Source organism: Massilia sp. AB1 (assembly GCF_018119385.1).
Classification (GTDB): domain Bacteria; phylum Pseudomonadota; class Gammaproteobacteria; order Burkholderiales; family Burkholderiaceae_D; genus Telluria.
Window position 1 is genome coordinate 115104 of record NZ_JAGKSG010000003.1, and the last position, 25453, is coordinate 140556.

Sequence of the window (25453 nt, forward strand, 5' to 3'; positions counted from 1 at the left end):
GATCAAATAGGGTTCGATAGGCCAGTTGCTGCCGCACCCTCCAACTGCTTCCGCGTGCCGAGCATTCCCATTTCATCAGGCCGCAAGGTCAGCACCGACACCCCGCTCGCCGTCACGGCAACCGTGTGCTCGAACTGCGCCGACAGCGAGCCATCCCGCGTCACCACGGTCCATCCATCCACCTCGGTCTTCACGCTGCGCCCGCCCCGATTGAGCATCGGTTCGATCGTGAACACCATCCCTTCACGCAGCGGCAGGCCTGTCCCCGGCTTGCCGAAGTGGAGTACCTGCGGCTCCTCGTGCATCTCGCGGCCGATGCCGTGGCCGCAGTAATCGCGCACCACGGAATAACCATTGCGCCTGGCATGGCGTTCGATCGCCCAGCCAATGTCGCCCAGCCGCGCCCCGGGACGCACCGCGCGGATCCCCTTCCACATGGCTTCGTAGGTGGCCTGCACCAGCTTCTTCGCGGCCAGGTCGACTTCGCCGATGAGATAGGTCTTGCTCGAATCGGCGATGTAACCGTTCTTCTCCAGCGTGATGTCGAGATTGACGATGTCGCCCTCGCGCAGCACCTCGGATGCCGACGGCACCCCGTGGCAGACCACCTCGTTCACCGACGAATTCAGGGCGAAGGCATAACCATACTGCCCCTTGCTCGCCGGCCGCGCTTTCAGCTCGTCGACGATGTAGCGCTCGACCATGTCGTTGACGGCGAGCGTCGACATGCCGGCCAGCGGGGTGCGGTCCAGCAGCCCGAAGACGGATGCCAGCAGCCGCCCGGCTTCGGCCATCAGGGCCAGCTCGTGGGGCTGCTTGGTCATGGCTCGCTCACCGCCAGCGGCGGCACCGAGACCCCTGCCGACTGCAGCTCGCGCTGGATGATCTCGTTGAAGCTCAGGGTTGGATTGGTCTCGCACAGCATGCCGATCCGGATCCAGAACGCCGCCTGCGCGTTGATCGAGCGGCAGGAGACCTTGGTCGCCTTGCGCAGCTGATCGTGCAGCTCGTCTTCGATGTTAACGATGCCCACGGCACCCTCCATATATGATTCGTATACGTTCAGTATATTGTGCATATAAGGATAAAGCCAAGGACCGGCTTGACATTCCGCTTCTACGCACGCAGTATTTAGATAATCATCTAATTAGATACTCATCGAATGACTGTGCCGCTCAACGACGTCTTCAAGGCTATCGCCGACCCGACCCGGCGCGAGATCCTGCGCCTGCTGCGGCACGAGGAGATGAGCGCGGGCGACGTGGCGGCGCGCTTCGACATGACCAAGCCGACCATGTCGCACCATTTCGCCGTACTGAAAGCGGCCGGCCTGATCACCAGCCGGCGTGAAGGCCAGACCATCTGGTATGCGCTGAACACGACCGTGCTGGAAGATGTGCTGGCCTGGACCCTGGACCTGGCGCAAGGCGCCAAAGGAGATTCGCGATGAAGAAGCCCTACCTGCTGCCGTCCATCCTCGTCATGCTTGCCGCGCTGGGGTTCTGCGCCTGGCTCTACCCCGAGCTGCCGCAGCAGATCCCGATGCACTGGAACGCGCAGGGCGAAGTCGACGGGTATGCGCCGCGCGCGGCGATCTTCGCGCACAGCGCAGCGATGGCGGTGCTGATCGCCGTGTGGTGGTACGCCCTGCCCGCCTTGTCGCCGAAGCGCTTTTCGGTCGAGGACTTCCTGCCGACCTACGGCTACACCTGCCTGGCGATAGTGGGCCTCCTGTCCTTCCTGCAGTGCGTACAGGCCTGGGCGGCGCACAGCGGCAACCTGGCGGTCGACCGCGTGCTGCTGACGGGCGTCGCGCTGTTCTTCGCGCTGACCGGCAATGTGATGGGCAAGGTGAAGCGCAACTTCTGGCTCGGCATCCGCACGCCGTGGACCCTGGCCAGCGAACGGGTCTGGTATGCGACCCATCGCTTCGCGGCGCGCTCGATGGTCATTGGCGCGGCGCTGTCCCTGCTCCTGCTGCTGGCGCGCATGCCGGCGCCAGCGTGCCTGGCGGTGCTGATCGGATCTGTAGTGCTGCCGGCCGCGTGGTCGCTGGTCTACTACAAGCGCCTTGAGCGCAGCGGCGCGCTCGAGACCTGATCAGTCCCGGCGCGGGTTGCGGCGCGTCCGGCGCAGCAACACCATGGCGACGCCGGCCAGGCTGCCCAGCCACAGGGTCCCCGGCTCGGGCACGTCGGCCAGGCGCGTCTCGTCGCCGCCGTAGGGCAGCTCAGGGTGGTGCTCCGGCTGCAATCCCGGCGGCGCGGGAATGAAGGGTGACGGATCTTCCTGTGGCTGCCCGGGTTTCGGTAGGCTCGTTTCGGCGTCCGTGGACGCCGGCGGCACGGAGGATTCGGGCGAGGTCGTGGACCGCGATGTGTCCGTTGGAGGCGTGGACGAGGTTTCCGACCTGCTGCTGGTACTCAGCTGCGAGGTCGAGAACATCAGCGGACTGCCTTCCCACTGGCCCATGCGCGAGAACCGGAAGCGGTCGCCCGGCGCCCGCGTGGCGCCGGAAGGCGCTTCGGCGGCGATGCTTGCGAAGGTCTTGAGCTGGTAAGGCTGGCCGTCGAAGCCCGCGTCCTCGATGTCTTCGGCCGAGGTGTTCACGATGCTGCCATCGAGGCTGGACGCATCGAACTCGACCTGGCTCGGCTCGTCGGCGGATACCGGCAGCATCGGCGTATCGGAGATCCGGTTCGCGCAGCGCGCGCGCAGCTCGTTGACGCCGTCGGTGAGCAGGGTCTCGCCTTCCTCCAGCATCAGCTTCTTCTTCGTCCAGTACACCTTGTCGTCCTTGCGGTAGGACACGTAGACGGCGCGCGGCCTGGCGACCGTCACCGGACGCGCCTTGTCGACGCCGAAGCCGGCGTAGTGATCGGCGACCACCTTATCGGTCTTGATCGCCTGCGCCAGCTCCGCGCGGTCGGCCACGCCGCCGGGCACGATGGAATACGGATAGATCCGGCGCGGCGCAGGTGCGGGTTGCTCCGGCGCCTGCGCGGTCACGGGCGCGGCTGCCGATGGCAGGGCAGCGGACATTGCCTGCTTCGCCGGGGCCTGGACGGCGGCCTGCCGGTGCGGCGCCGCGTCGAACGCCACGCCGCCCGCCGCTGCGATCAGGACGAGTGCGGTCAGCCTGGTTCGTGTCGACGAAACGGCCGCGCTAGCGGCGAGGGAGGCAAGGCGAGTTGGCATGGGAGCTTCTGTAGGATACTTCCTACAGAATATCACCCGTATGTATAAAAATGCATTCCTTTAAGAAAAAATAGTTTTCTCTTTATACATTGTTGTGAGCTTGCCACGGCGCGTCAGCGCGGCAGCAGGTGGCGGAAGGTCGGCTCGATGTTCTTGGAGTGCAGGTAGGCCACGATGTCTTCCAGGGTGGCGTCCTTGAGCAGCAGTCCTTCGTCCACGGTCTTGGCCGGCGCCGCGGGCGCCGCCTGGGCGGTAAGGGCTGGTGCAGGACGCAGCTTGCCCAGCGCTTGTTCGAAGGCCTCGGTCCCGATGCTTTCCAGGTGCTCGAGGAAGGCGGCCTGGCCGGCCGCCGGCGGCGCCATGTCCAGCCCCGCCTCGTCGGCAAAGGACGCCCCCATGCCCGGATGGATGAAGGCCGCCCACATGCCGGTGGCGCGGTGCAGGCAGGGCGGCAGCTCCACCGGTCCCACCGCAGCGCCGGGATCGAGCTCCACGTCGGGAAAATACGCGGTCCGCAGCAGGGCCACGAATTCGGCAAGCCGGGCCGCCGGCACGGGCTGCTCGAACGACAGCCACAGTCCGTAGGCGCCGTCGCCCGAGATGCTCACCGCCGGCGCCGGCAAGCCCAGGTCCTGCTGCAGCGCGTTGGCGACCGCGCACAAAAGGGTCCAGTGCTCTCCGCCCTCCCCGGTCTTGCGGAACGGGATCAGGGCGGCACGGCTCAGGCCCGCACTGTCGGTCAGCCCGAGGACGAGCGTGTCCTCGCCCCGCAGGTGGCGCGCCAGCGCCTCCAGAGGCGGCGCATCGGCCGGCAGGTAGAGCCGGCGCAGTTCGGAAATCAGCTTCTCCATACACGTCTTCGATGTGATCAAGGACGGTATTCTGACACAAGCGAATGCGCCTGGCGCCCCCCTTGCCCGTGCAGGCGCGCCGAGTCGAAACCGACCCGCACCGCGCCCCAGTGGCGCCCGTTGATCTCCAGCGGCATCGACAGGTCGTTGATCACTTCCCCGGTGTCGCGCAGGTAGGTCTGGAACAGGATGGGCTTGCGGTTGGCGGCCAGCTTGCTGCCGACCGGATCGTCGAAGATGCGCTTGTGGCGGCAGTGGACCAGGTCGTGCTCATAGCTGCCGGTGGGCTGCTGCGAGAACTTGGCGTTGTGGGCCGGCGCGTAGCCGCGCCTGTCGACCGCCAGCGCGTAGGCGCAGCCCGGCAGGCGCGCGAGCACGCCGTCGAACAGGGCCTGCAGGTCGCGCTCCACGACGCGGTCGTAAACGGTGGAATAGCGTGGCGGGTTCGAGTCCGGGATCGGCTGGTAGGCCTGGTCGAAGATGTCGACGCCGCGCCCGGCGTGGCGGACCAGGCAGCCCAGCACGGCGTCGCGCAGGCCGGTAGTCGTGTCGACCAGGGCGTCGAAGGCGGTGCCGCCGGTCGGGTGCTCGGCCAGCACGCCCTGCAGCTCCTCGGTGGTGGCGCGCACCTCGTCGACCCGGCGCGAAGCGTCCGTCATCGACTTGCCGGATGCGCCGGCGTTGGCGGCGATTTCGCCGACCTTGCGGCCGATGTCCTGGTTGATGCCGTCCAGCGCCGCCATCGCACCGGCGATGTCGTTGACGGTGGCGGTCATGCGTTCGAAGTCGGCCACGAAGGTGGAGAAGCGCCCGGCCGCCGCGCCGACTTCGCGGGTGGAGACATTGACGCCGTCGAGGATGCCGGCCGTGGCGCCGGCGGTCGACTCGACCAGCTCGCGCATCTCGCTGTTCACGCCGGCGATCTTCGCGGTCTCTTCGTTCACCTGCAGGGACAGGCGGCGCACTTCGGCGGCGACCACGGCGAAGCCGCGGCCCGCTTCGCCCGCGCGCGCCGCTTCGATGGCCGCGTTGATGGCCAGCAGGTTGGTCTGGTTGGCGATGCGCTGGATGACGGTGCCGAACTCGCTGATCGAGCGCGAATGTTCCACCAGCTGGCCGACCGTGCGCGCGAAGCCGTCGACCTGGGTTTCGATGGCGCGCATGCGCTGTTCGAGCTGGACCAGGCCTTCCATCGACTCGCGCGCCACCGTCAGGTTGCGCTCCGCCGTGTCCGCGATCTCGGCGGTGCCGCTCTTGACGCTGCTCGACAGCTCCTTCACTTCGCGGGCGGACGCGCCCAGGTCGTCGGCGGCGTCGACCTGCATGCGCGCCTGGGTCAGCGCGTGGTCGACTTCCTTGCGCAGCCGGGCGGCGTTGATGGCCGTGCGGATGCTGCCGTCGCGCGCCTTGATGACCAGCTCATGGAAACGGCCCCTGGCGCCGCCCGCCCCCACCGCCTGGAAAAAAGCCGAACCGGCCGGCCGCAGCACTGCCCTCAACCATGTCCACATGTTCTCTCCCCCAAGGATACCGTTTGTCGGTATTTATATGAGGAAACTATAGCTGCGCCAAAGCATCATGTCATCCATCTTGGGTAGCAGGCGGCAAAAAACCCACAGCCTAGCGTTCCAGCACTTGGCCCAGGCGCGCCGCCAGGAAGTCGACCAGGGCCGCGACCCGCGGCGCCAGCGCTCCCTGTTTATAGAACACGGCCCATACCGGCTGGCCCCAGGGCAGGCTGTGCGAGGCCAGCACCGGCACCAGGCGGCCGGCGGCCACGTCGCCACGCGTCAGGAAGTCCGACAGCGACACGATGCCCGCGCCGGCCAGCGCCAGCTCGCGCAGGGTGCCGCCGCTGGTGGCCGTCACCGCGGGCGTGATGGTCCAGCCCTCGGCCCCTTCGTGCTGCAAGGGCCAGGTGTTGAGCGAGGCCGGCGCCGCGAAGCCCAGCGTGCGGTGGCGCTCCAGCTCCGCCGGCGTGGACGGCGTGCCATGCTTCTCCAGGTAGCCGGGCGAGGCCATCACGCGCAGCGGGCTGGCGCCGAGGCGGCGCGCATTCAGGGTCGAATCCGGCAGCGCGCCGATGCGGATCGCCAGGTCGGCGCGCTCCTCGATCAGGTCGACATAGGTTTCGCCGCTGACCAGCTCCAGCTGCACCAGCGGGTAGGCGTCCAGGAAGGCCGGCACCAGCGGCGCCAGCAGGTGGTCCAGCGCGGGCGTGGCGGCGTTCACGCGCACCAGGCCGGAAGGCTGGGAGCGGCGCGCGGCGGCTTCGGCTTCCGTATTGGCCAGGTCGGCCAGCAGGCTGCGCGCGCGGCCCAGCAGCCAGGTCCCCTCCTCGGTCAGCTGCAGGCGCCGGGTGGTGCGCCGCATCAGGGTCATGCCCAGCTGCTCCTCCAGGCGCGAGATGGTGCGCGATACGCCCGAGGGCGTCTGCCCCAGGCGCTCGGCGGCGGCCGAGAAGGATCCCGCATCTATGACGGTGGAGAAGACAATCAGGGCATCGACGTCGATCATTTGTGACTCCAACTCAAAAGTCAATTGTACGTCGGACCATTTTTCCTTGCTCGCCGGCACGGCAAACTGCATGCCTCTTCATTGGCATCGCACGACAAGGAGAAACACCATGCCTCTCGCACTCTGGGCGCTCACGCTGAGCGCCTTCGCCATCGGAACGACGGAATTCGTCATCGTCGGCCTGATCCCCACCATCGCCGCCAGCCTGGGCGTGTCGGTCCCCTCGGCCGGCCTCCTGGTGAGCCTGTACGCGCTCGGCGTGGCCGTCGGCGCGCCGGTGCTGACCGCCCTCACCGGCCGCGTGCCGCGCAAGCAGCTGCTGCTCGGCCTGATGGCCTTGTTCACCATCGGTAACCTGGTCGCCTGGATGGCGCCCAACTATTCCGCCCTGATGGCCGCGCGCGTGCTCACCGGCCTGGCGCACGGCGTGTTCTTCTCGATCGGCTCGACCATCGCCACCAGCCTGGTGCCGAAGGAAAAAGCGGCCAGCGCCATCGCCCTGATGTTCACCGGCCTGACCGTGGCCCTGGTCACCGGCGTGCCGCTCGGGACCTTCATCGGCCAGCACTTCGGCTGGCAGGCCACCTTCCTGGCCGTGTCGCTGCTGGGCGTGGTCGCCATCGCCGGCAGCGCCATCCTGGTGCCCGCGAACATCGCCGGCAGCAAGCCCTCCAGCCTGCTCACCCAGCTCGCGGTGCTCAAGAAGCCGCGCCTGCTGCTGGTGTACGCCATGACCACGCTCGGCTATGGCGGCTCCTTCATCGCCTTCACTTACCTGGCCCCGATCCTGCAGGAAGTGGCGGGCTTCGCGGCCGGCACCGTCAGCCTGGTGATGCTGGTCTACGGCGTGTCGGTCGCGGCCGGGAATATCTGGGGCGGCAAGCTGGCCGACCGCCAGGGTCCGGTGCGCGCGCTGCAGATCGTGTTCGCCCTGCTGGCCCTGGTGCTGCTGGTCCTGAGCTTCACCGCGCCGAGCAAGCCGCTGGTGCTCCTCACGGTGCTGGCCTGGGGCGCGGTCGCCTTCGGCAATGTGCCCGGCCTCCAGGTCTACGTGGTGCAGCGCGCCGAGCGCGACGCGCCGCAGGCCGTGGACGTGGCTTCGGGCCTGAACATCGCCGCCTTCAACGTCGGCATCGCCCTCGGCGCCTGGGGCGGCGGCCTGATCGTCGCCAAGCTCGGCCTGATGGCCACGCCCTGGATCGGCGCGCTGGTCGTGGTCGGCGCCCTGCTGCTCACCACCCTCGCCGGCTGGCTCGACCGCCGCGACGGCGTGCCGGCCAAGGCCGCCGCCGGCCGCGCCGCCATCGCCACTCACTAAATTATTTGAAAGGACTTACCATGCACATGCCTCAACTCGGCCTCGGCACCTTCCGCCTCAAGGGCCAGCAAGTCATCGATTCGGTACGCAACGGCCTCGAGCTGGGCTACCGCCACATCGACACGGCGCAGATCTACGACAACGAGGCCGAAGTCGGCCAGGCGCTGGCGGAATCCGGCGTCGCACGGGGCGAGGTGTTCGTCACCACCAAGATCTGGACCGAGCACCTGGCGGGCGACAAGCTCGTGCCTAGCCTGAAGGAAAGCCTGCGTAAGCTGCGCGTCGAGCAGGTCGACTTGACCCTGATCCACTGGCCCTCGCCGGGCGGTGCGGTGCCGGTGGCCGAGTCGATGCAGGCGCTGCTGGCGGCGCGCGAACAGGGCTTGACCGGCGCGATCGGCATCTCGAACTTTCCCATTGCGCTGATGCGCGAGGCAATCGAGGCGGTGGGGGCGGAGAATATCGCCACCAACCAGGTGGAACTGCATCCGTATTTGCAGAGCCGTCAATTCGCCCGGTTTGCCAGGGAGAGCGGGATTCACCTGACGGCGTATATGCCGCTGGCCTACGGCAAGGTGATGGACGATCCGGTGATCGCGGCGGTCGCGGCGCGCCATCAGGCGACGGCGGCCCAGGTGACGCTGGCCTGGCTGCTGGCGAAGGGGTATGCGGTGATTCCGTCGTCGACCAAGCGGGAGAACCTGGCCAGCAACCTGAAGGCGCGCGAGCTGGTGCTGGCGCCGGAGGACCTGGCTGCGCTTGACGCTCTTGATCGGGACGAGCGCCTCGTAAGCCCGGACTTCGGGCCTCAGTGGGATTAAGCTCTATTGTCACCCTCAAGACCGTCGTCCCGGAACGACGGTTTTGAGGTTATTGGTCTAGTTCGGGGTAGTAGCGGAATATGCCGTTCTGGTTGAACGGAATCCGCCGATCCGAAGCAAGATAGGCGGCGATATTGGGCCGCGCCGCCACCCGGTCGCGCAGCGAAGTCAGCGCCGGATACTCCCGCTCCATGCGCTTCATGGCCTTCGGGAAGGCATAGCGCAACCCCTCGATCACCTGGAACAGCGACAGGTCCGCATAGGTCAGCTTGTCCCCCACGAGAAAGTCGCGCGGCTCGGGATTGGTGAGCAGGCGCGCGAAATAGCCCAGGAACTTCGGAATGCGCGTCTCGACGAAGTCGGCCGCGCGGCGCAGCGCTTCCGGCTTCTGGTCTTCGTAATACAGCGAGGTGGCGATCGGGTGATGGGTATCGTGCACCTCCGTCACCAGGTCGGCGATGGTCAGCTGCAGCTGGTGCGCCCACAGGCGCCCCGGATCGGTACGCGGCGCCAGCCCGTGCTGCTCGCCCAGGTACATCAGGATGTTGGCGACCTGCCCGACCGTCAGCTCGCCGGCCTTCAGGAAGGGCGGCGCGAACGACGGATATTCCTCGGTCTCGAGGGCGCCTGTCAGCAGCTCCATGCCTCCCTGGCGTCGCGCCACGTCCACATAATCCGCGCCGGCCTCCTCCAGCGCCAGCCTGACGAATTCGCCGCGTCCCTGGATGCCGGGCCAATAATAGAGTTCATACGCCATCTCCACCTCCGGTCTGCTTCGGTCCGCGCATTATCGGTGATGAATTAGAAGCCTGTCGCCGCGCAAACATGGTAGTCTTGTAGTGCCTGCCTGGCAAAAACAAAAAGTCAACAAAACACAGAGAGAGCAGACCATGGACACGTCACGTTTCGTTGGTTCCCCACCACTCTATTCGTTTCATCCAGGCACGAGTTAGCGATTCGGCGGATAATTGCGGAGCGGAATTAACATTCCGCTGAGCACGTTCACGTCTAGTGGACGACAAGATAAGGACCGGCTGCCGCCTACGCGGCGCCGCCACTTTACGCCGAATGGAGCGTCCGAATGCATATCGCTCACCTTCCGAATCCCGTGCACGGCATTGCGCGCCGCCTGCGCATGCTGCGCTATTGGCGCGAGCACCAGGCCCTGAGCCGCCTGGACCTCATCCGCCGCTTCGCCGAAGCCTCGCCCAACGGCGATCCCTTCGACCACCTGGGCGACCGCGACTTCCTGGTGCGCGGCCTGAGCGCGCGCGAGCGCGTGCAGTGCGTGCTGTCGCACTACCGCTTCGAGGACGCTTGCTTCAACGCCGCCTACAAGGATGCCGTCTACGGCGGCGGCGGCCTGAACCTGTGGCAGCACGACACCGAGGAGCACCACTTCGTGCTGCGCCTGGAGATGTCGCCGCGCCACGACGCCGAAGGCGACCTGACCATTTCGCTGATGGCCGACGGCCAGTACCTGCACCGCCTGTCCTATACCTGGGTCGACGGCGCGATGGCCGGCGTCGACATGCCGACCGTGCCCTTCCTCACCCGTAACCAGGGCCGCTGGGCCGATTCCGGCGCCGCCTTCGAAGCCTTCGACAAGGTCTTCCCCAACAACTCGCCGAGCTTCTTCTGCTTCGCCGCGATGCAGGGCGTGGCGCAGGCGCTGGGCATGGACCGGGTGGTGGCGATCCGCTGCACCGCCCACATCGCCTACGACCCGCAGGACACGCGCCACTTCGAGAACGCCTACGACGGCTTCTGGCGCATCCTGGGCGGCAGCGAGATGAACGAGCGCAGCTTCCTGATTCGCCTTCCCTTCTACCTCAAGCCGCTGGAAGACATGCCGTCCAAGCACCGCAAGCGCGCGGCGCAGCGGCGCGAGCACTGGCGCGCGATCGGCGACGCCACCCGCACCACCCTGCTGCGCCACCTGGTGCAGCCCAGCGCCGCAGGCGCCAGCCAGGCCACGACGGCCGCCACCGCCGAGGCGTGACAGCGCGCACGCCCTGATTCGGCGATAATCCCCTCTTTGTCCGATCACAAAGAGGGGTTCGCCTTGCATAACTTCGATTTCCACAATCCGACCCGCGTGCTGTTCGGCCAGGGCCAGATCGCCACGCTGTCGACCCTGGTGCCGGAAGGCGCGCGTGTCCTGATGCTGTACGGCGGCGGCAGCATCCGCACCAACGGCGTCTACGACGAAGTCATGGCCGCGCTTGCCGGACACACATTGCTCGAATTCGGCGGCATCGAACCGAATCCCACCTACGAAACCCTCATGCGCGCCATCGAACTGGTGCGCGCCGAGCGCATCGACTTCCTGCTCGCCGTGGGCGGCGGCTCGGTCATCGACGGCACCAAGTTCATCGCCGCCGGCAGCCTGCTGGAGGAAGATCCATGGACGGCCATCTTCGAACAGCGCGCCGCCAGCGTGCAGTCGGCCCTGCCCTTCGGCGCCGTCCTGACCCTGCCGGCCACCGGCTCGGAAATGAACTCTGCCTCGGTGGTGACGCGCAAGGCGACCCAGGAAAAGCGCGCCTTCGCCTCGCGCCACGTATTCCCGCGCTTCGCCGTGCTGGATCCGACCAAGACCTATACCCTGCCGGCGCGCCAGGTCGGCAACGGCGTGGTGGACGCCTTCATCCACGTGATGGAACAGTACCTGACCCATCCGGTCGACGCCAAGGTGCAGGACCGCTTCGCCGAAGGCCTGCTGCTGACCCTGATCGAGGACGGCCCGAAGGCCCTGAGCGAACCCGAGAACTACGACGTGCGCGCCAACCTGATGTGGACCGCGACCCTCGCACTGAACGGCCTGATCGGGGTCGGCGTGCCCCAGGACTGGTCCACCCACATGATCGGCCACGAGCTGACCGCGCTCTACAACCTCGACCACGCCCAGACCCTGGCGGTGGTGCTGCCGGCCATGCTGCGCGTGCGGCGCGAGGTCAAGCGCGCCAAGCTGCTGCAATACGCGGCGCGCGTGTGGAACCTGCTTGAAGGCGACGAGGACGCGCGCATCGACGCGGCCATCGAGCGCACCGAGGCCTTCTTCAACAGCGTGGGCGTGCCGACCAGGCTGTCCGGCTATGGCCTGGGCAAGGAACATGTCGAGCCGGTGCTGGCGGCGCTCGAGGCGCACCGCCTGGTCAAGCTGGGCGAGGACCGCGGCGTGACGCTCGAGGTCAGCCGCAAGGTGCTCGAGCTGGCCGTGTAACAAGCGAACCATTGCCACATCCACCACGTCCCGGGCGGACGTGGTACACTCGCGCCTTCGCTAGGGGTCCTGGAACCGATGTTCCGGGTGAGAGATACCCTTCGTACCTGATCTGGATAATGCCAGCGAAGGAAAGCGCAACGCAGTTCCCACCCTTGTTTGCCCTTCCCCCACGTTGGCTCCGGCTTTTTTGAAAAAGCAGCGCGCCCGTGGCGCGCGAAGACGAGCAAACCATGAAACTCACGCTGAAGTACACCGTCCTTGCCTGCGCCCTCCTGCAGGCCTACTCCGCATCCGCCCAGACCGAGGTCCCGTCCGTGGTCGTCACCGGCAGCAAATGGGTCGTCACCGACCGCGCCACCGTCGGCGGCTTCTCCGAAACCTCCCTGCTGGACACCCCGGCGTCGATCACCGCAGTCACCCTGGGCCAGATGCAGGACCTGTCGATCCGCAGCGCCACCGACGCCGTGCGCTTCGACGCCTCGGTCGGCGACGCCTATAACGCCGTCGGCTACGCCGAGCAGTTCTCGATCCGCGGCTTCGCGCTCGACAACGCCACCAGCTACCGCAAGGACATGATCGCCATCCCGGGCGACACCCAGATCCCGCTCGAGAACAAGCAGAACTTCGAGATCCTGCGCGGCCTGGCCGGCCTGCAGGCGGGCGTCGCGGCGCCGGGCGGGATGATCAACTTCGTCACCAAGCGCCCGACCAATGCGCCCTTGCGTTCGGCCACCTTCGAGGTGCGCGAACGCGGCACCGTGTACGGCGCGATCGACCTGGGCGGCCGCTTCGAGGACCGCCGCTTCGGCTACCGCGTCAATGCCGCCGCCGAGGACCTCAAGTCCTACGTGCGCGGCGCCGACGGCGAGCGCCAGTTCGTCTCCGCCGCCTTCGACTGGCAGATCAGCCCGGACGCCCTGCTGCAGCTCGACCTCGACCACCAGCGCAAGTCGCAGATCACCGCACCCGGCTACCAGCTGATCCGCAACGAAGTCCTGCCGGCCGACGTGTCGCCCAAGACCCTGCTCAACGCCCAGCCCTGGACCCGCCCGGTCGACACCGACAGCAGCAACCTGGGCCTGCGCTTCGAGTACACCTTCAACCCCGACTGGAAGGCCACCGTCACCGCCAACAAGCACTGGTTCAAGCGCGACGACTTCACCGCCTTCCCCTACGGCTGCAGCAACGAGGGCGACGGCTTCTATCCGGGCTACTGCTCGAACGGCGACTATGACGTCTACGACTACCAGAGCACCGGCGAGCGCAAGACCCCGTTCGGCGTGCAGGCGCTGATCCAGGGCCGCTTCGCCACCGGCGCGCTGCGCCACACGCTCAACCTGGGCGCGGGCTATGCCGAGCGCCACGACAGCTTTGGCGAATACGTCTACGACTACGCCGGCTACAGCAACATCTACCAGAACCTGGTCGTCGATCCGGCGCCGGGCAACCCGCGCACCGGCCCGGTCATGGAACGCCGCAGCAACGAAGAGCGCTCGCTGTTCGTGCAGGATGTGATCTCCCTGTCCCCTGCCTTCACCCTGCACGCCGGCGCGCGCTACGTGAAGCTCAAGCGCGACGAACTGGCCGAGGCCGGCCTGCCCTGGGTGCACGCCGAGGACTCCTTTGTGCTGCCGAGCGTGGCGCTGGTCTACAAGCCTGCCAAGGACTGGACCGTGTATGGATCGGTGAACCATGGCCTGCAGTACGGCGGAATCGCCCCGATGGAGACCGCCAACGAGAACACCGCCCTGGCTCCGGGCCGCTCTAAGCAGGCGGAACTCGGCGTGCGCGGGATCGTGAATTACCAGCTGATGGTCAGCGCCAGCCTGTTCGAGATCACCCAGGGCCTGGAGTACATCAATGGCGCCAACGCCTTCGTGCGCGCCGGCGAGCAGCGCCACCGCGGCATCGAGCTGTCGGCCCAGGGCAAGGCCACCCAGAACCTGAGCTACAGCCTGTCGGTCGCGGCCCTCGACGCCGAGCAGACCGGCACCGGCGATGCGACGGTGGAAGGCAAGCGCGTCACCAACGTGCCGGAATTCCGCTCGACCGCCTACCTCGAGTACGCCGTGCCCCAGCTGCCGGGCCTGAAGGTGGACGCCGTGTGGCAGTACTCGGGCAACAAGGCCTTCGATCCGAGCAACCGCGTGAAGGTGCCGGGCTACCACGTGGCCGGCCTGGGCGCTTCGTATGGGCTGCGCCTGGGTGGCGTCAACACCATCATCCGCGCGCGCGTCGATAATGCCTTCGACAAGTTCTACTGGCGCGACGTGACGCAGGCGCTGGGCGGCTACCTGCTGCCGGGCGCGCCGCGCACCTTCCGCCTGTCGGCGCAGTTCGACTTCTAAGCCGGCCCTAGCAGCGCTTCCACCTGCCGCAGGCGCTGCGGCAGGCTTCCTCCCAGCAGGACGTAGGGGATGCCCCTTGCCTCCAGCGTCTCCACCAGCATCCGGTGCACCATCTGGCGCACCTCTTCCGATTCGCGCTGCAGGCCGTCCGGCTCCCACGGGCTGTCCGGCGCCGTCACGAAAGTCCAGTCGTAGTCGTGGACCGCCTCCAGCCGCGCCAGTTCCTCGTCCACCCTGCCCCAGTACACGCGGCTGTACAGCGCCGTCATCAGGGGCGTGGTGTCGCAGAACAGGAAGCGGGTCGCGTCGCGCATCGCCGCGCGCTCGCGTTCGAGCTGGGTGCGCGCGATGCCGAACTGGTCGTGCTCGAAAGGCACGCGGCCGTGGGTGTCGACGAATTCGCGCAGGTATTCCGGCACCCACACGGTGCCGTAATGCGCCGCCAAGGCGTCGGCCAGGGTCGACTTGCCCGAGGACTCGGCGCCGAGGATGGCGACGCGCACGATCGGCTTCATGCGTCCCTCCTCGCGATGTTGCCCCAGGCGCGCAGGCCGGTCCAGGCCAGCAGCACGAACACGGCATACAGCACCGCGGTCAGGTTGAGCCCCTTGTAGACGTAGAGGCCGACGTACAGGATGTCGACCACGATCCAGACATGCCAGTTCTCGACCTTCTTGCGGCCCAGCAGGAGCTGGCCCACCAGGCTGCCGGCGGTCAGGAAGCCGTCCGCATGCGGCACGTCGGTGTCGGTGTAATGGTCCAGGAAGCTGGACAGCAGCAGGAAACCGAGCAGCCAGCCGGCCAGCGCCCAGGCCCAGCCGGCAGGCTTGAGGCGCGACACCACCAGCGGCGCATTGCCGGCGCCGCGCAGCCACTGGTACCAGCCCCAGACCGAGGCGGCGATGAACACGAACTGCAGCCCCATGTCGCCGTACAGGCGTGCGTCGTAGAACACCACCGCATAGGTCGCCGACGAGGCGATCGAGAACAGCCAGGCCCAGTGGTTCTGGCGGATGTTCAGCAGGACGGTCGTGACCGCGAGCAGGAAGGAAATGAGTTCCAGGGGCGTGGTCGTGAGCCCGGCGAGGACAAGCGTGTCGTTCATGCGGTCGTTCGAAAGGAAATGGAGGGTCGTGCAAGACCCAAGTGCGGCAGGCCGGCGAGGGATTATCTTGGCTCGCGTGCTGGAACGCAAGAAATGCCGCGTCCTGGAGTGCAAGAAATGTCTATTACCTGTGAGAAAGCGTGATAATTCTTGCAAGTACATACGCGATAATGGCAGGTCAGTCCATGCAACGGAGTCTTCATGCAAGCACGCTTCCTCCTCTCACGCACCGTGCTGCTGGCGGCGCTGGCCCTGTCCGGGCACGCCGTGGCCACCCCCGCCGTCCCGCTCGAGGCCTTCCTCCACGAAGACCCTGTGTCGAGACCCCGCCTGTCTCCGGACGGCAAGCACATCGCGGTGACCGTGCGCATCCCCGACAAGAACCGCTATGTCCCGGTGGTGATGATGTATGCCATCCCGGAAATGCGCCAGGTCGGCGCGATCCGCATGCCGGCGTTCGAGGTGCCCGAGGACTACGTGTGGGTCACCAATACGCGCCTGGCGATCAGCAAGGGCCGCGAACTCGGCTCGCGCGAGCGGCCTGTCTCCACCGGCGAGATCCTGTCCGTCGACCTCGACGGCGGCAAGCAGGAATACCTGTACGGCTACAAGATGTACTATGAATCGAGCCGCGGCAAACGCTACGGCGACGACGCGGGCTTCGGCTCGATCGAAGACATTCCGCGCCAGCGCGACGGTCGCATCTTCGTCACTTCCCACCTGTGGGAAGGCAAGCGCAGCCAGCTGTATGAGATCGACGCGCGCAGCGCCGTGCGCACCCTGGTCGCCGACGTACCCGCGGCGGATCTTGGCTTCGTCATCCAGTCCAACGGCAAGCCCCGCTTCGCGGGTGGAATCGGCGACGATGCGCACCCGCTGCTGATGCGCCGCGACGACGCCTCCGGCCGCTGGGAGCGCAGCGGCGCCGAGCTGGGCGCGCGCTACCGGCCCTTCGCCTTCAGCGCCGACGACAGCGCGCTGTACGTCAGCCAGTCGCCCGACGGCGGCCCCGACCGGCTGGTGCGCGAAGAAGTCGGCACCGGCAAGCGCACCGTGCTGTTCGAAGATCCGGAGGCCAGCTTCAACTACATGCAGGCCGGTTCGCGCTTCGCCGAGCCCTTCGGCGCCAGCGGCAGCATCGGCCGTCCGCGCATGCGCTATTTCGACGACAGCAATGCGGACGCCCAGCTCCACAAGACCCTCAGCGGCCTGTTCCCGGACCATTTCGTGAGCTTCATCGACTTCAGCGAGGACGGCTCGACCTTGCTGTTCGGGGTGCTGAGCGACCGCGACCCGGGCTCCTACTACCTGTTCAACCGCAAGACCATGAAGGCCGACCTGCTGTTCTCGACCTGGGAAATGATCGATCCGGCCAAGATGGCGGCGCAGCGTCCGATCAAATTCACTGCGCGCGACGGCCAGGTCCTGCACGGTTTCCTGACCCTGCCGGCGAAGACGGCGGACGGCGCCAAGCCGCCGCTGGTGCTGATGCCGCACGGCGGACCGCACGGCCCCTTCGACACCTGGTTCTTCGACAGCGACGCCCAGTTCCTGGCCAGCCGCGGCTATGCGGTCCTGCAGGTCAACTTCCGCGGCTCGGGTGGTCGCGGCATGAACTTCGAAAGCGCCGGCTACCAGGAATGGGGCGGCAAGATCCAGGACGACCTGGTCGATGGCGTGCGCTGGGCGGCCGCCAGCGGCGAGGTCGACGGCGGCAAGACCTGCGTCTACGGCGCCAGCTTCGGCGCCTATGCCGCGATGATGCTCGCGGCGCAGCAGCCGGCGATGTTCAAGTGCGCCGTCGGCTATATCGGCGTCTACGACCTGAGCCTGCTGGGCAAGCCGGAGAACCTGCGCACCGACGAAGTCAAGGCGGCGTATATCCGCAAGGTGGTCGGCAGCGACAAGGACAAGGTCGCCGCCATTTCGCCGGTCAACCTGGCCGCCAGGATCAAGGCCCCGGTACTGCTGATCCACGGCGGCAAGGACAAGCGCGCCCCGCTCGAACACGGCGAAGCGATGCGCGACGCCCTGGCCAAGGCCGGCAACAAGCCGGAGTGGTTCCTGGCGCCGGACGAAGGACACGGCTTCTACGACACCAAGAACCTCCGCGAGTTCTACACCCGCCTGGAAACCTTCCTCGGCAAGCACCTGAAGTAAGGACGTAAAAAAACCGCGCCGGGAGCGATCCCGGCGCGGTTTTTTTATCCCCCGCTTACTTCTTCGGGTATTTGATCGTCATTTCCTTGAGCAGGTTGTCGGCCTTGTCGACTTCCTTCATCACCCACAGCATGTAGCGGATGTCCACGTGGATGGCGCGCGTGATGGCGCTGTCGAAGTACCAGTCCTTGGTGATCGACTCATAGGTCGAATCGAAGTTCAGGCCCACCAGTTCGCCGCGCTTGTTCATCACGGCCGAACCCGAGTTGCCGCCGGTGGTGTCGGCGCTCGACAGGAAGTTCACCGGCACGGTATTCAGCACCGGGTCCTTGAACACGCCGTAGCGCTTGGCCTTGATGGTATCAAGCAGCACGGCCGGGACGATGAACGGGTCCTTGTTGGTGGCCTTCTCGGTGATGCCTTCCACGGTGGTGAACGGGCCCTTGACCAGGCCGTCGCGCGGCGCGTACGGCGCCACGGTGCCGTAGGTCACGCGCAGGGTCGAGTTCGCGTCAGGATAGACCGGCTTGCCCTGCGACTTCTTCCACGCGATGACGGCGGTCATGTATTGCGGGATCACGCGTTCCAGGTTGCCGTCGATCTCGTTGCGGTTGTTCTCCAACGCCAGGCCGGTGTCGTACAGGCGCACGGCCAGCTGGATGAAGGGATCGTTCGACTTACGGAAGGCTTCCGGGTCCTTGCCGATCCAGGCCAGGCGCTTGGCGGTGTCGGACAGCTCGCTGGCCTTGTACATCGCGTTCAGCGAACCCGGCGCCGGCAGCAGGCCGTCCAGGCCTTGCGGGCGGAACTTGGCGTCGATGCGGGCGTAACGCTGCAGCGCCGCGCCGTAGCGGGCCTCGTCGACCTGCGGCACGAAGGACTGCTCGAGGCGGGTCAGGCGCGCCTTGATGAAGGACAGGTCGCGCTCCTGGTAGCCGCTTTCGCGCTGGGCGTCCGGCTTCTGGCGCTCGATCGCCAGGCGGTACAGGGTGCGCGCGCTCTTCAGCAGGTCGCTGTGGGTAGCCTCGAGCCAGGCGGCTTCCTGGCGCGATTGCGCCATGTCGGCGGCGATCACGCCATCCAGCTCGGCCAGCAGGTTCTTCGAACCGTTGCCGTTCTGCTTGTGCCAGGCGCGGAACTCGGCGTCCTGCACGTCCTTGATGGCGGCGATGTCCTTGCGCGCGAAACCGTCGAGCAGGCCCTGGGTCTTCTTGAGCACGTTGTTCAGGCCCTTGTCCACGCTGGCGTAGCGCACGTTCCAGGCCGGGTTGCCCATGGTGGCGGCGGCGATCACGGACAGGTCGGCGGTGATGCTGGCGACCTTGGCCGGGAAGTCGACGTCGCGCGCGAAGCGGATTTCCGACGGCAGCTTGTAGCGGCTGGTGCGCCCCGGGTAGCCGGCCAGCAGGATCGGATCGCCCGCCTTCAGGCCTTCGGCCGAGACCACCAGGAAGTCCTTCGACTTGTAGGGCACGTTGTCCGGCGACGGATCGGCCGGGCGGCCATCCTTGCCGACGTAGGCGCGCAGGAAGGAGTAGTCGCCGGTCTGGCGCGGCCATTCGTAGTTGTCGATGTCGCCGCCGAAGTTGCCGATGCGGTCGGACGGCGCGTACACCAGGCGCACGTCGCGGATCATCAGCTGCTTGATGCGGTAGTACTCCAGGCCGCGGTGGAAGGCCGGGACCGAGCAGCGGATCGACTTGTCGGTCTCGCACTCGGCGATCAGGGCCTTGATGCGCGACTCGACCAGCTCGTGGCGCTCGCGGCCGGACATGTTCGGGGACAGGCCCTTGAGCACGCGGTCGGTGACGTTCTCGACCTTCTCGGTCACGTACACCAGCGTGTTCGGGCCGCCCGGCAGTTCCTCGGCGCGGGTCTTGGCCAGGAAGCCGTTGACGATGTAGTTCTTCTCAGGGGTCGAATTGCGCTGGATGGCGCCATAGGCGCAGTGGTGGTTGGTGACCACCAGGCCGTCGGGCGACACGAAGGACGCAGAGCAGCCGCCCAGCGACACGATGGCGCTCATCGGGTGCTTGGTCAGGTCGGCCAGCTTCTCGGCCGGCATGGCGATGCCGATGCGCTTGAGTTCGGATTTCAGCTGCGGCAGCTGGTGCGGTTGCCATTGGCCTTCATCGGCGACCGCCACGGTGGCGGCGCCCAGGAGGGCGACGGGCAGGACGATGGATTTGAACAAGGTGGACCCCTGGATGAAAAAAAGCAAAGCGGGAGTATAGCCTTGTTGAGTTGGGGTGCGGTGGTTTTCTGGCGTATTGACAGGCTGTCAGGGGTGGCCGGCCGGAACCTGGACGGCGGCGCTCGCTGAAACAAGATAGTCGGCGAGCGCTCCCGGAGCCAATGCCTCCGCAAGGATGGCCGATCGGGCGCGGTTCGAGCCGGCATGGCGCGGATGCGGAGTACGGAAGGCCGTTACTCGTTCCTCCCCGCCTGCGTTGTTGCAGATCGGGAGGGTAAATTCCCAGATCCTCTTAGGAATATGGACCTGCGAAACCGCAAGGCCGGAAAACATCTGCTTCAGGTAACGGTCGCAGCTGCTGCCGGTCGTGAACACGATGAGCTGCGGCCGTAAAACCTCGAGCTGGACGCGCAGCAGTGCGCCCGACAGCCGGACTATCTCGCCACTAGCCGTGTCGTCGCCACGGACCGGGCGCGTCTTGGCGGCGTCGAAGCAGAACAGGTTCGCCCACACGGGCGCGTCCCGGGCAGCGCGCTCGGCCGGCGCCGCCATTGTACGCGCGGCTTCCCGGTAAAACTGGAAGAACTTGGAACGCTCGGCGACGGTTCCCACCTTCCGCCGGTGGAACTGCATCTGGTGGTCGAGGTAGGCGCGGACGGACGACATGCGGTCAGGGTGAGCCAAGTCCTTGCGCAGCGTCGAACCCCATCCTGCGGTCTCGCGCCCCACGATCATGGTTCTCACCTTGCTGGTCGCGTAGCTGTCGCTGACCGCCGGCACGAAGAGGCTCGACAGGTCGCGCTCGGCCGCCAGCTTCCGCAACGCGCCGATCTCGACGACTTCCGTGTAACGCTTGAGCAGCCGCTCATTGAGTTCGGCTGCGGTAGGCACGAATGTATCCAGTTTCATTTCTCCATATGTGCTCAACGTGGCCCCGACGCTTCAAAAGCACGTTTCCGGCGTTGCCCGCGCCATCGCGTAGCGCGGATGGATTGCGGTACGCCGCAGCGTGCCGTTCGCGTCGATGTACCGCGAGTCGGACACGAAGTCCTGCCTAAGCAGGTTCGACAGCGCAACGCGCAGCTGGGATTCCACAGCGAATACACATCCAGGTCGCGGCGCACGCTCTGGTAGCCCAGCTGATTGAGGTTGATGCGCACTGATATCGGAGTGAGAGCGGCATCATCAACAGAACGATACTACTTTGGCTTAAAACGCAAGATCTGACCGGGCCTTCTGTAAAAATCTCCCCCCACCCGCTTGCGTATTGAATCAAGATCCCATTGCTCGATAACACCCTGTGCATCCACAATCAGTCCCATAGGAGGGAGCTTCTCTCCAGGAAGATTAAAGTCAAGAGACACAACAACCTGCGCCCCCCATAGCCCAGTATCACGAACACAATTCGATATTTCATCTACAAGTTCGGGAGTTAGGAAACAAGGAGAAGTGACTACGATCTTTTGAGTCACCCCTCCCCAGCAATCGTCCACGACCCAGTAATCAGAATTCCCAAATGGATCTTCCTTTCCGTGCCTTGCACATACAGCACGTAAGGCATGATACAGAATTTCCCATTCTTTTTGATCAATAGATTTATTCATTTGAACGAATCGGCATCAGCCTCATGGCTCCGTTTATGATACGTTGAAAAATTCGATGATTGAAATTTCGGATTCTAGGATCCTGAGAACGCTTAACTTGGTTAATAAAATCATCAGCTTGCTGTGGCGTCATCTTCGCGCATTGAATGTTATTTTGGCTCTTCCACTTCTCATATAATTCACGAACGGCTTTATTGTAATCGCTGTGGCCGTCGCCATAGTTGTGTCCACCAGGGATCGGGCCAGTCGTCGCGCGATCAAATACACGTCGAGTCGCTTCAGGCAAAGGCTCGTTTCTCCACAGTGACTGCGGCACAAAATGATGACCAGCCAAACCGAAGGGATCGACCATCGAGATCGGATTTCCTTCAGCATAAGTATATGTATTTACTCCACCTGCAAGCCCGATTGGATCACTTTGAATGTAACGGCCGACCTTAGCATCAAAATACCGATGCCAATTGTACCAAAAGGCCAGTTTCGCTGTCGTAGTACTGCCCTGGGAACCCGAGATTGAACCCACTAACACTATCTACCACTACACGTCGCTCGAACGCAATATCTTCGGCACGCCACGCAACTTGTCCGCTTGCATTAGTAAGTACCTGCGGGCGTCCCAATTGGTCGTTGTGGCTCGCGTAGAACTGTCCGCCACGCGCCATGCCCATCAATTCACCATCAAGCCAAACGTAGTTCGCGTTCTGCGGACCACGTTCGGCGATCAACTGTCCGTCTGGACCGTAAATATAATACGTGCTGACACCACCGGAAATCTTCAGGACACGTTGATGAAGCATGTTGTAGCGATAAAGGCCTACTTCCGCGCCATTGATCAACACGTTACTTAACCGATTCCACTCTTCATATGTATAGGTCCGGCTACCATCATCGCGGGATTCAGCCGTCAAGTTGCCTCGAGCATCGTACCCGAAGCTGCGCCACTCACCGCCGCCACTCCACGAAATTAGCCTGTTGCTGTTTGGGTCAGTGTTGAACGTATAGCCGCCAATACCGGAGCGACTTTGATTGACAAGCGTATCAGCATGCCCCCAGCCAAAGCTTTGCCAGACTCCGTTGCTCAACGCAACGGTGGCGATATGGTCGTCCGCATCGTAGGTGATCGATGAGCTACGACCTGCATATACGTAGTCGCTGATAGTGTCAATCGTCCCGGTATTGGTATAACCGAAACCTAAATCGTGGGTTGATGGGCTCTGCAACCGTTGAGTGCGCCCATCGTTATCGAGCGTAATCATTCGGGGAAGGTTATTGCCAAACCGCCAAGCGTACCGAACATCGTTTGCAGGCTGGTACAAGAATCCACTTGCAAGGGTCGACCATACACCACCCAAGCTGCTCGTCAGCGCAGATACTCGACCATATCCATCATAGCTACGACCGACAGTCATGCCATCGGGATACGTCATCCCAGACAACCGTCCGGCTGCATCATAAGACCAGCTAGTCGTAAATACGTTTCCGTAGATATCATTGACCTGCTTGACCAGTTGGCCATACGCGTTGTAAGCATACGTAGTAGCGCCGGTCCAGTCGTTGAACCTGGTTAGCTTGCCGATACCATACGTGCCTTCGTCATAGGTGAACATGTAGCCCTTCTGTCCACTGCCGCGATAAGTAGGCCTGCCAAGCTTGTCCCATTCATAAAAAGTGACCTTACCGTCTGAAAACCTTTCAGTGCTCACTTTACCGGCGACGTCGTAGCTGTACGAGGTGAGTCCGGTATCAGGGCTGCTAATGCTGAGCACATCGCCAAAACCGTTATAGGTATAGGTTGTGGTAAGACCTCGCGGGTCAATAACTTGCCACAAATTGCCCGCCCCATCGTAACGATATTCTGTTACGCCGTTACCTGCTGCAGTACTACGAATCAGACGGTCTTGCTCATCGTAGTCATAGGAAACTTGGCGACCTGCAGCATCGCTAACGATTTTCAGATTGCCGTTGTTATCGTAGCGCCTGTCGATTCTTGTTCCGTTATTACCAATTTTCGCATATTCACGGCCAAGCGAATCGAAAAAGGTCGTCGCACTGAATTCCCCGCTAGCGTTTCCAGCCGGGGCGCTTCCGTTTAGATATGGCAACATTCGTGGCGAACTAACTCGAGTGGAATTGCTAGCAGCATCGAATGCAATTTGCGCATATTCTCCCTGGGCGTTGCCGATCGCATCCAGTCGTCCAGCCGAATTATAGCTAAAGCGTGTGACGCTTCCGTCAGGGTTTGCGATAGACGTGATTTTGCGATCATGATTATATGACCATGTCGTTCGCCTTGCGCCGATCTCGTTTTTCGCCCTTAACGTACCGTTCTCGTTGTACTCATAAGTAGTGAGAACGCCGTTAAGATCGGTATAGGACTGAGGAAGCCCTAAGCCATTATAGGAACCCCAATTTTCGCTCTGTCCTAATGCATTAATTTTGGATGATACATTGCCGTTCGTATCGTAATTTACCGTCGTTACAGCAGTAGCATTTCCTGGATAAGACGTCGCTGCGGCGACGCTGGCAAAAGTCCCGTTTGCACGAGTGCTGTAGGTGTAATTAACGCTACGTTGAGCTCCAGTCGTCAAATCTATAAAGGCCTGAGCAATCGGACGCAACCCGAGGGAGTCATAAGTATAAATTACTCGCAAATATGGGCTATTTGCCGAGTTTATATAGTCGATTTGCGTCACGCGTTTCGTAGGAAAAGTCACCCAAGAGTAGACTTTCTTGTTCGCGTTCGCAGTACCGGCCGCTGTAGTGACATCCAATAATTTTCCATCTGGGTCGAACGTATAGTCAGTTCTATTACCACTCCAGTCGACAGTATAGTCTATGAACCCGTTCGCATCATAGGCAGTGGAGGCCGCCGCCGAAGGACACGTCGAGCTCCCTGCTCGAGATATACTTGTTACTCTGCTTTCGCCACCGAAGGAAGCGTACGTATAAGTCGTGACCTGACCGCGCGCGTCGGATACGGTCGTTTGACCGGGTCCGTAAGTGAAATTATCTACTTCTTCCCCATTTTCAAAACCACTCTGCTGTACACGGCCATCAGCAAAGTAACTATATCGGCTATGTCGGACGCCGTTGATCGATATTCCCGTCAGCAGCGTAGTTCCGTTGGTAGCGCTCGTGTTCTCGTAATGGTATTCGCGGATATCAGGGTCTATGCCTGGCGAGATTACTTTAGACAGCATTCCGCTACCGTTGTACTCATACTTCCAAACCCCGCCGTTCGGATCGACAATTTGCGTCACACGGCGGTTAGAATTGAAAGTTAAGGATATAGAGCGGCCCAAATTGCTTGAGATTGTCATCACTCCAGCGCCAGCAGGCATTGCGCCAAAGGTCAGAACTTCACCACTAAGCCGGTCTGTTATCGTCCGCAGCACTCCGTTTAAGTCATACTGATAATTTTTATCGTCAACCAGACGCCCATAGCCACTACCTGCTCTCCAAGAAAAAGTACCCGCAGCAGAATTGGCAGATAGAGCGCCCGTAGCGGTATTGGCAGAGTATGAGTAGTAATCCGCGCGAGTAGTTGACTCATCCCTGTACACAACATACTTGTATGTTGTTCCATCAGGCTCAGTCACTCGGATAGAATTTGGAAGACTATAGCCAGCGTTGTTGACCCATACACCTTCGAAATACAATTTCGGATGATCGAGACTGGCGAGCCATTTAGCTCCAAACCAGCTTCCGGTAGTCGCTTTACTTCTATAAGTGCGGTCCAGACTTATCCCGTACATGCCGGAACTTAGGAAATCCGGTTCGTTCTTATATTTTTCGCCAGTTGTAACGACCACAGGCTTAGTAGTTGTGCAAGAAATAGCCGAATCGTTCACAGAAGGCGGTGGAGATTGTACGCCGATGCTGCCTAGGTACCCAAAGTAGGAGACCCCCGCCCTACTGCTATAAGAAGGTCTAGAAGCGCTGATAATGATCCGCGCTGCGACTGCTACTTCCCGCTCGCCGTCGACTAACACTTGCTGCGGGGTGTCTGCCCCCGTTGGATCCTTGGCAAATGCCAAATTGCTATTCAAAAGGATTGATGAAACGCCTACCTGAAGGGCTACCAATCTTATAACATTTTTGTTTCTCA

22 protein-coding genes, 1 pseudogene and 1 riboswitch are annotated in these 25453 nt (G+C 63.6%); of the genes and pseudogenes, 8 read left to right on the forward strand and 15 right to left on the reverse strand.

What is annotated here, in order from left to right; genetic code table 11:
* Positions 1-2: 2 nt before the first annotated feature.
* On the reverse strand, positions 3-824 hold the full coding sequence (gene map, locus J8847_RS03045) for a type I methionyl aminopeptidase (protein WP_211523205.1): 822 nt from the start codon (positions 822-824) through the stop codon (positions 3-5).
* Positions 821-1033 carry a ParD-like family protein gene (locus J8847_RS03050; RefSeq protein ID WP_211523206.1) on the reverse strand — a complete coding sequence of 71 codons (213 nt, stop codon included), beginning with the start codon at positions 1031-1033 and terminating at the stop codon, positions 821-823. Before J8847_RS03050 ends, map begins: the two co-directional genes overlap by 4 nt.
* A 129-nt stretch (positions 1034-1162) precedes the next feature.
* Between J8847_RS03050 and J8847_RS03055 the strand changes: the two genes are divergently transcribed.
* On the forward strand, positions 1163-1450 hold the full coding sequence (locus J8847_RS03055; RefSeq protein ID WP_211523207.1) for an autorepressor SdpR family transcription factor: 288 nt from the start codon (positions 1163-1165) through the stop codon (positions 1448-1450).
* Positions 1447-2100 (forward strand): SdpI family protein, encoded by a 654-nt coding sequence (locus J8847_RS03060; protein WP_211523208.1) that lies wholly within the window; start codon positions 1447-1449, stop codon positions 2098-2100. The genes J8847_RS03055 and J8847_RS03060 overlap by 4 nt, the downstream gene beginning before the upstream one ends.
* Here J8847_RS03060 and J8847_RS03065 read toward each other — a convergent pair whose 3' ends face one another.
* The 4 genes from J8847_RS03065 to J8847_RS03080 all read right to left on the reverse strand — a co-directional run bounded on the left by J8847_RS03065 (position 2101) and on the right by J8847_RS03080 (position 6566).
* A complete protein-coding gene (locus J8847_RS03065) occupies positions 2101-3198 on the reverse strand; it encodes a PEP-CTERM sorting domain-containing protein (protein WP_211523209.1) in 1098 nt (365 codons plus the stop codon). It abuts the gene before it with no gap.
* 113 nt (positions 3199-3311) lie between these two features.
* Positions 3312-4049: a hypothetical protein gene (locus J8847_RS03070; protein WP_211523210.1), complete on the reverse strand. Its 738-nt coding sequence runs from the start codon at positions 4047-4049 to the stop codon at positions 3312-3314.
* 17 nt (positions 4050-4066) lie between these two features.
* Complete coding sequence (locus J8847_RS03075; protein WP_211523211.1) at positions 4067-5560, reverse strand: methyl-accepting chemotaxis protein; 1494 nt, start codon at positions 5558-5560, stop codon at positions 4067-4069.
* Between the two features lie 109 nt (positions 5561-5669).
* Positions 5670-6566, reverse strand: a complete 897-nt coding sequence (locus J8847_RS03080) for a LysR family transcriptional regulator (protein ID WP_211523212.1) — start codon at positions 6564-6566, stop codon at positions 5670-5672.
* A gap of 109 nt (positions 6567-6675) precedes the next feature.
* Between J8847_RS03080 and J8847_RS03085 the strand changes: the two genes are divergently transcribed.
* Both J8847_RS03085 and dkgB read left to right on the forward strand, forming a co-directional pair.
* Positions 6676-7884 carry an MFS transporter gene (locus J8847_RS03085; protein WP_211523213.1) on the forward strand — a complete coding sequence of 403 codons (1209 nt, stop codon included), beginning with the start codon at positions 6676-6678 and terminating at the stop codon, positions 7882-7884.
* A gap of 20 nt (positions 7885-7904) precedes the next feature.
* Entirely contained in the window at positions 7905-8705 is an 801-nt protein-coding gene (dkgB, locus tag J8847_RS03090; RefSeq protein WP_211523214.1) for a 2,5-didehydrogluconate reductase DkgB, read from the forward strand.
* Between the two features lie 49 nt (positions 8706-8754).
* Here the strand turns inward: dkgB and J8847_RS03095 are convergent, their stop codons facing one another.
* Positions 8755-9462, reverse strand: coding sequence for a glutathione S-transferase (locus tag J8847_RS03095; RefSeq protein ID WP_211523215.1), 708 nt, complete (start codon positions 9460-9462; stop codon positions 8755-8757).
* Positions 9463-9786: 324 nt separating this feature from the next.
* Between J8847_RS03095 and J8847_RS03100 the strand changes: the two genes are divergently transcribed.
* From J8847_RS03100 to J8847_RS03110, 3 genes are all read left to right on the forward strand, one after another.
* Positions 9787-10707, forward strand: a complete 921-nt coding sequence (locus J8847_RS03100; protein WP_211523216.1) for a DUF535 family protein — start codon at positions 9787-9789, stop codon at positions 10705-10707.
* Between the two features lie 63 nt (positions 10708-10770).
* Positions 10771-11931, forward strand: coding sequence for an iron-containing alcohol dehydrogenase (locus J8847_RS03105; protein WP_211523217.1), 1161 nt, complete (start codon positions 10771-10773; stop codon positions 11929-11931).
* A 52-nt stretch (positions 11932-11983) separates the two neighbouring features.
* A riboswitch (TPP riboswitch) is annotated at positions 11984-12082 on the forward strand.
* A gap of 82 nt (positions 12083-12164) precedes the next feature.
* Entirely contained in the window at positions 12165-14282 is a 2118-nt protein-coding gene (locus tag J8847_RS03110; RefSeq protein WP_211523218.1) for a TonB-dependent siderophore receptor, read from the forward strand.
* Here the strand turns inward: J8847_RS03110 and J8847_RS03115 are convergent.
* Together J8847_RS03115 and pnuC are read right to left on the reverse strand one after the other, a co-directional pair.
* Positions 14279-14797 carry an AAA family ATPase gene (locus J8847_RS03115; protein WP_211523219.1) on the reverse strand — a complete coding sequence of 173 codons (519 nt, stop codon included), beginning with the start codon at positions 14795-14797 and terminating at the stop codon, positions 14279-14281. The two genes, J8847_RS03110 and J8847_RS03115, sit on opposite strands and share 4 nt — an antisense overlap.
* Positions 14794-15387 carry a nicotinamide riboside transporter PnuC gene (pnuC, locus tag J8847_RS03120; RefSeq protein ID WP_211523220.1) on the reverse strand — a complete coding sequence of 198 codons (594 nt, stop codon included), beginning with the start codon at positions 15385-15387 and terminating at the stop codon, positions 14794-14796. Before pnuC ends, J8847_RS03115 begins: the two co-directional genes overlap by 4 nt.
* Before the next feature lie 201 nt (positions 15388-15588).
* Here pnuC and J8847_RS03125 point away from each other — a divergent pair, with 201 nt between their 5' ends.
* Entirely contained in the window at positions 15589-17547 is a 1959-nt protein-coding gene (locus J8847_RS03125) for a S9 family peptidase (protein ID WP_211523221.1), read from the forward strand.
* A gap of 55 nt (positions 17548-17602) precedes the next feature.
* Here the strand turns inward: J8847_RS03125 and J8847_RS03130 are convergent, their stop codons facing one another.
* From J8847_RS03130 to J8847_RS03160, 6 genes and pseudogenes are all read right to left on the reverse strand, one after another.
* Positions 17603-19741, reverse strand: coding sequence for a S46 family peptidase (locus J8847_RS03130; protein WP_211523222.1), 2139 nt, complete (start codon positions 19739-19741; stop codon positions 17603-17605).
* Positions 19742-19828: 87 nt separating this feature from the next.
* Positions 19829-20650, reverse strand: coding sequence for a hypothetical protein (locus tag J8847_RS03135; protein ID WP_211523223.1), 822 nt, complete (start codon positions 20648-20650; stop codon positions 19829-19831).
* A gap of 290 nt (positions 20651-20940) precedes the next feature.
* Positions 20941-21345 (reverse strand): hypothetical protein, encoded by a 405-nt coding sequence (locus J8847_RS03140; RefSeq protein WP_211523224.1) that lies wholly within the window; start codon positions 21343-21345, stop codon positions 20941-20943.
* Positions 21338-21697: a hypothetical protein gene (locus J8847_RS24035; RefSeq protein ID WP_229512474.1), complete on the reverse strand. Its 360-nt coding sequence runs from the start codon at positions 21695-21697 to the stop codon at positions 21338-21340. The genes J8847_RS03140 and J8847_RS24035 overlap by 8 nt, the downstream gene beginning before the upstream one ends.
* A gap of 39 nt (positions 21698-21736) precedes the next feature.
* Positions 21737-21823, reverse strand: a pseudogene (locus J8847_RS24485) (hypothetical protein); the annotation flags it as partial.
* Positions 21789-25382, reverse strand: coding sequence for a DUF6531 domain-containing protein (locus J8847_RS03160; protein WP_307727491.1), 3594 nt, complete (start codon positions 25380-25382; stop codon positions 21789-21791). The gene J8847_RS03160 and the pseudogene J8847_RS24485, both read right to left, overlap by 35 nt.
* Between the last annotated feature and the right edge of the window lie 71 nt (positions 25383-25453).

What these genes read in the sequence shown, in the direction of transcription:
- map (WP_211523205.1), bottom strand. Translation starts at nt 824, where the DNA reads ATGACCAAGCAGCCCCACGAGCTGGCCCTGATGGCCGAAGCCGGGCGG.
- J8847_RS03055 (WP_211523207.1), top strand. Translation starts at nt 1,163, where the DNA reads ATGACTGTGCCGCTCAACGACGTCTTCAAGGCTATCGCCGACCCGACC.
- J8847_RS03060 (WP_211523208.1), top strand. Translation starts at nt 1,447, where the DNA reads ATGAAGAAGCCCTACCTGCTGCCGTCCATCCTCGTCATGCTTGCCGCG.
- J8847_RS03065 (WP_211523209.1), bottom strand. Translation starts at nt 3,198, where the DNA reads ATGCCAACTCGCCTTGCCTCCCTCGCCGCTAGCGCGGCCGTTTCGTCG.
- J8847_RS03070 (WP_211523210.1), bottom strand. Translation starts at nt 4,049, where the DNA reads ATGGAGAAGCTGATTTCCGAACTGCGCCGGCTCTACCTGCCGGCCGAT.
- J8847_RS03075 (WP_211523211.1), bottom strand. Translation starts at nt 5,560, where the DNA reads ATGTGGACATGGTTGAGGGCAGTGCTGCGGCCGGCCGGTTCGGCTTTT.
- J8847_RS03080 (WP_211523212.1), bottom strand. Translation starts at nt 6,566, where the DNA reads ATGATCGACGTCGATGCCCTGATTGTCTTCTCCACCGTCATAGATGCG.
- J8847_RS03085 (WP_211523213.1), top strand. Translation starts at nt 6,676, where the DNA reads ATGCCTCTCGCACTCTGGGCGCTCACGCTGAGCGCCTTCGCCATCGGA.
- dkgB (WP_211523214.1), top strand. Translation starts at nt 7,905, where the DNA reads ATGCACATGCCTCAACTCGGCCTCGGCACCTTCCGCCTCAAGGGCCAG.
- J8847_RS03095 (WP_211523215.1), bottom strand. Translation starts at nt 9,462, where the DNA reads ATGGCGTATGAACTCTATTATTGGCCCGGCATCCAGGGACGCGGCGAA.
- J8847_RS03100 (WP_211523216.1), top strand. Translation starts at nt 9,787, where the DNA reads ATGCATATCGCTCACCTTCCGAATCCCGTGCACGGCATTGCGCGCCGC.
- J8847_RS03110 (WP_211523218.1), top strand. Translation starts at nt 12,165, where the DNA reads ATGAAACTCACGCTGAAGTACACCGTCCTTGCCTGCGCCCTCCTGCAG.
- J8847_RS03115 (WP_211523219.1), bottom strand. Translation starts at nt 14,797, where the DNA reads ATGAAGCCGATCGTGCGCGTCGCCATCCTCGGCGCCGAGTCCTCGGGC.
- pnuC (WP_211523220.1), bottom strand. Translation starts at nt 15,387, where the DNA reads ATGAACGACACGCTTGTCCTCGCCGGGCTCACGACCACGCCCCTGGAA.
- J8847_RS03125 (WP_211523221.1), top strand. Translation starts at nt 15,589, where the DNA reads ATGCAAGCACGCTTCCTCCTCTCACGCACCGTGCTGCTGGCGGCGCTG.
- J8847_RS03135 (WP_211523223.1), bottom strand. Translation starts at nt 20,650, where the DNA reads ATGAAACTGGATACATTCGTGCCTACCGCAGCCGAACTCAATGAGCGG.
- J8847_RS03140 (WP_211523224.1), bottom strand. Translation starts at nt 21,345, where the DNA reads ATGAATAAATCTATTGATCAAAAAGAATGGGAAATTCTGTATCATGCC.
- J8847_RS24035 (WP_229512474.1), bottom strand. Translation starts at nt 21,697, where the DNA reads ATGGTCGATCCCTTCGGTTTGGCTGGTCATCATTTTGTGCCGCAGTCA.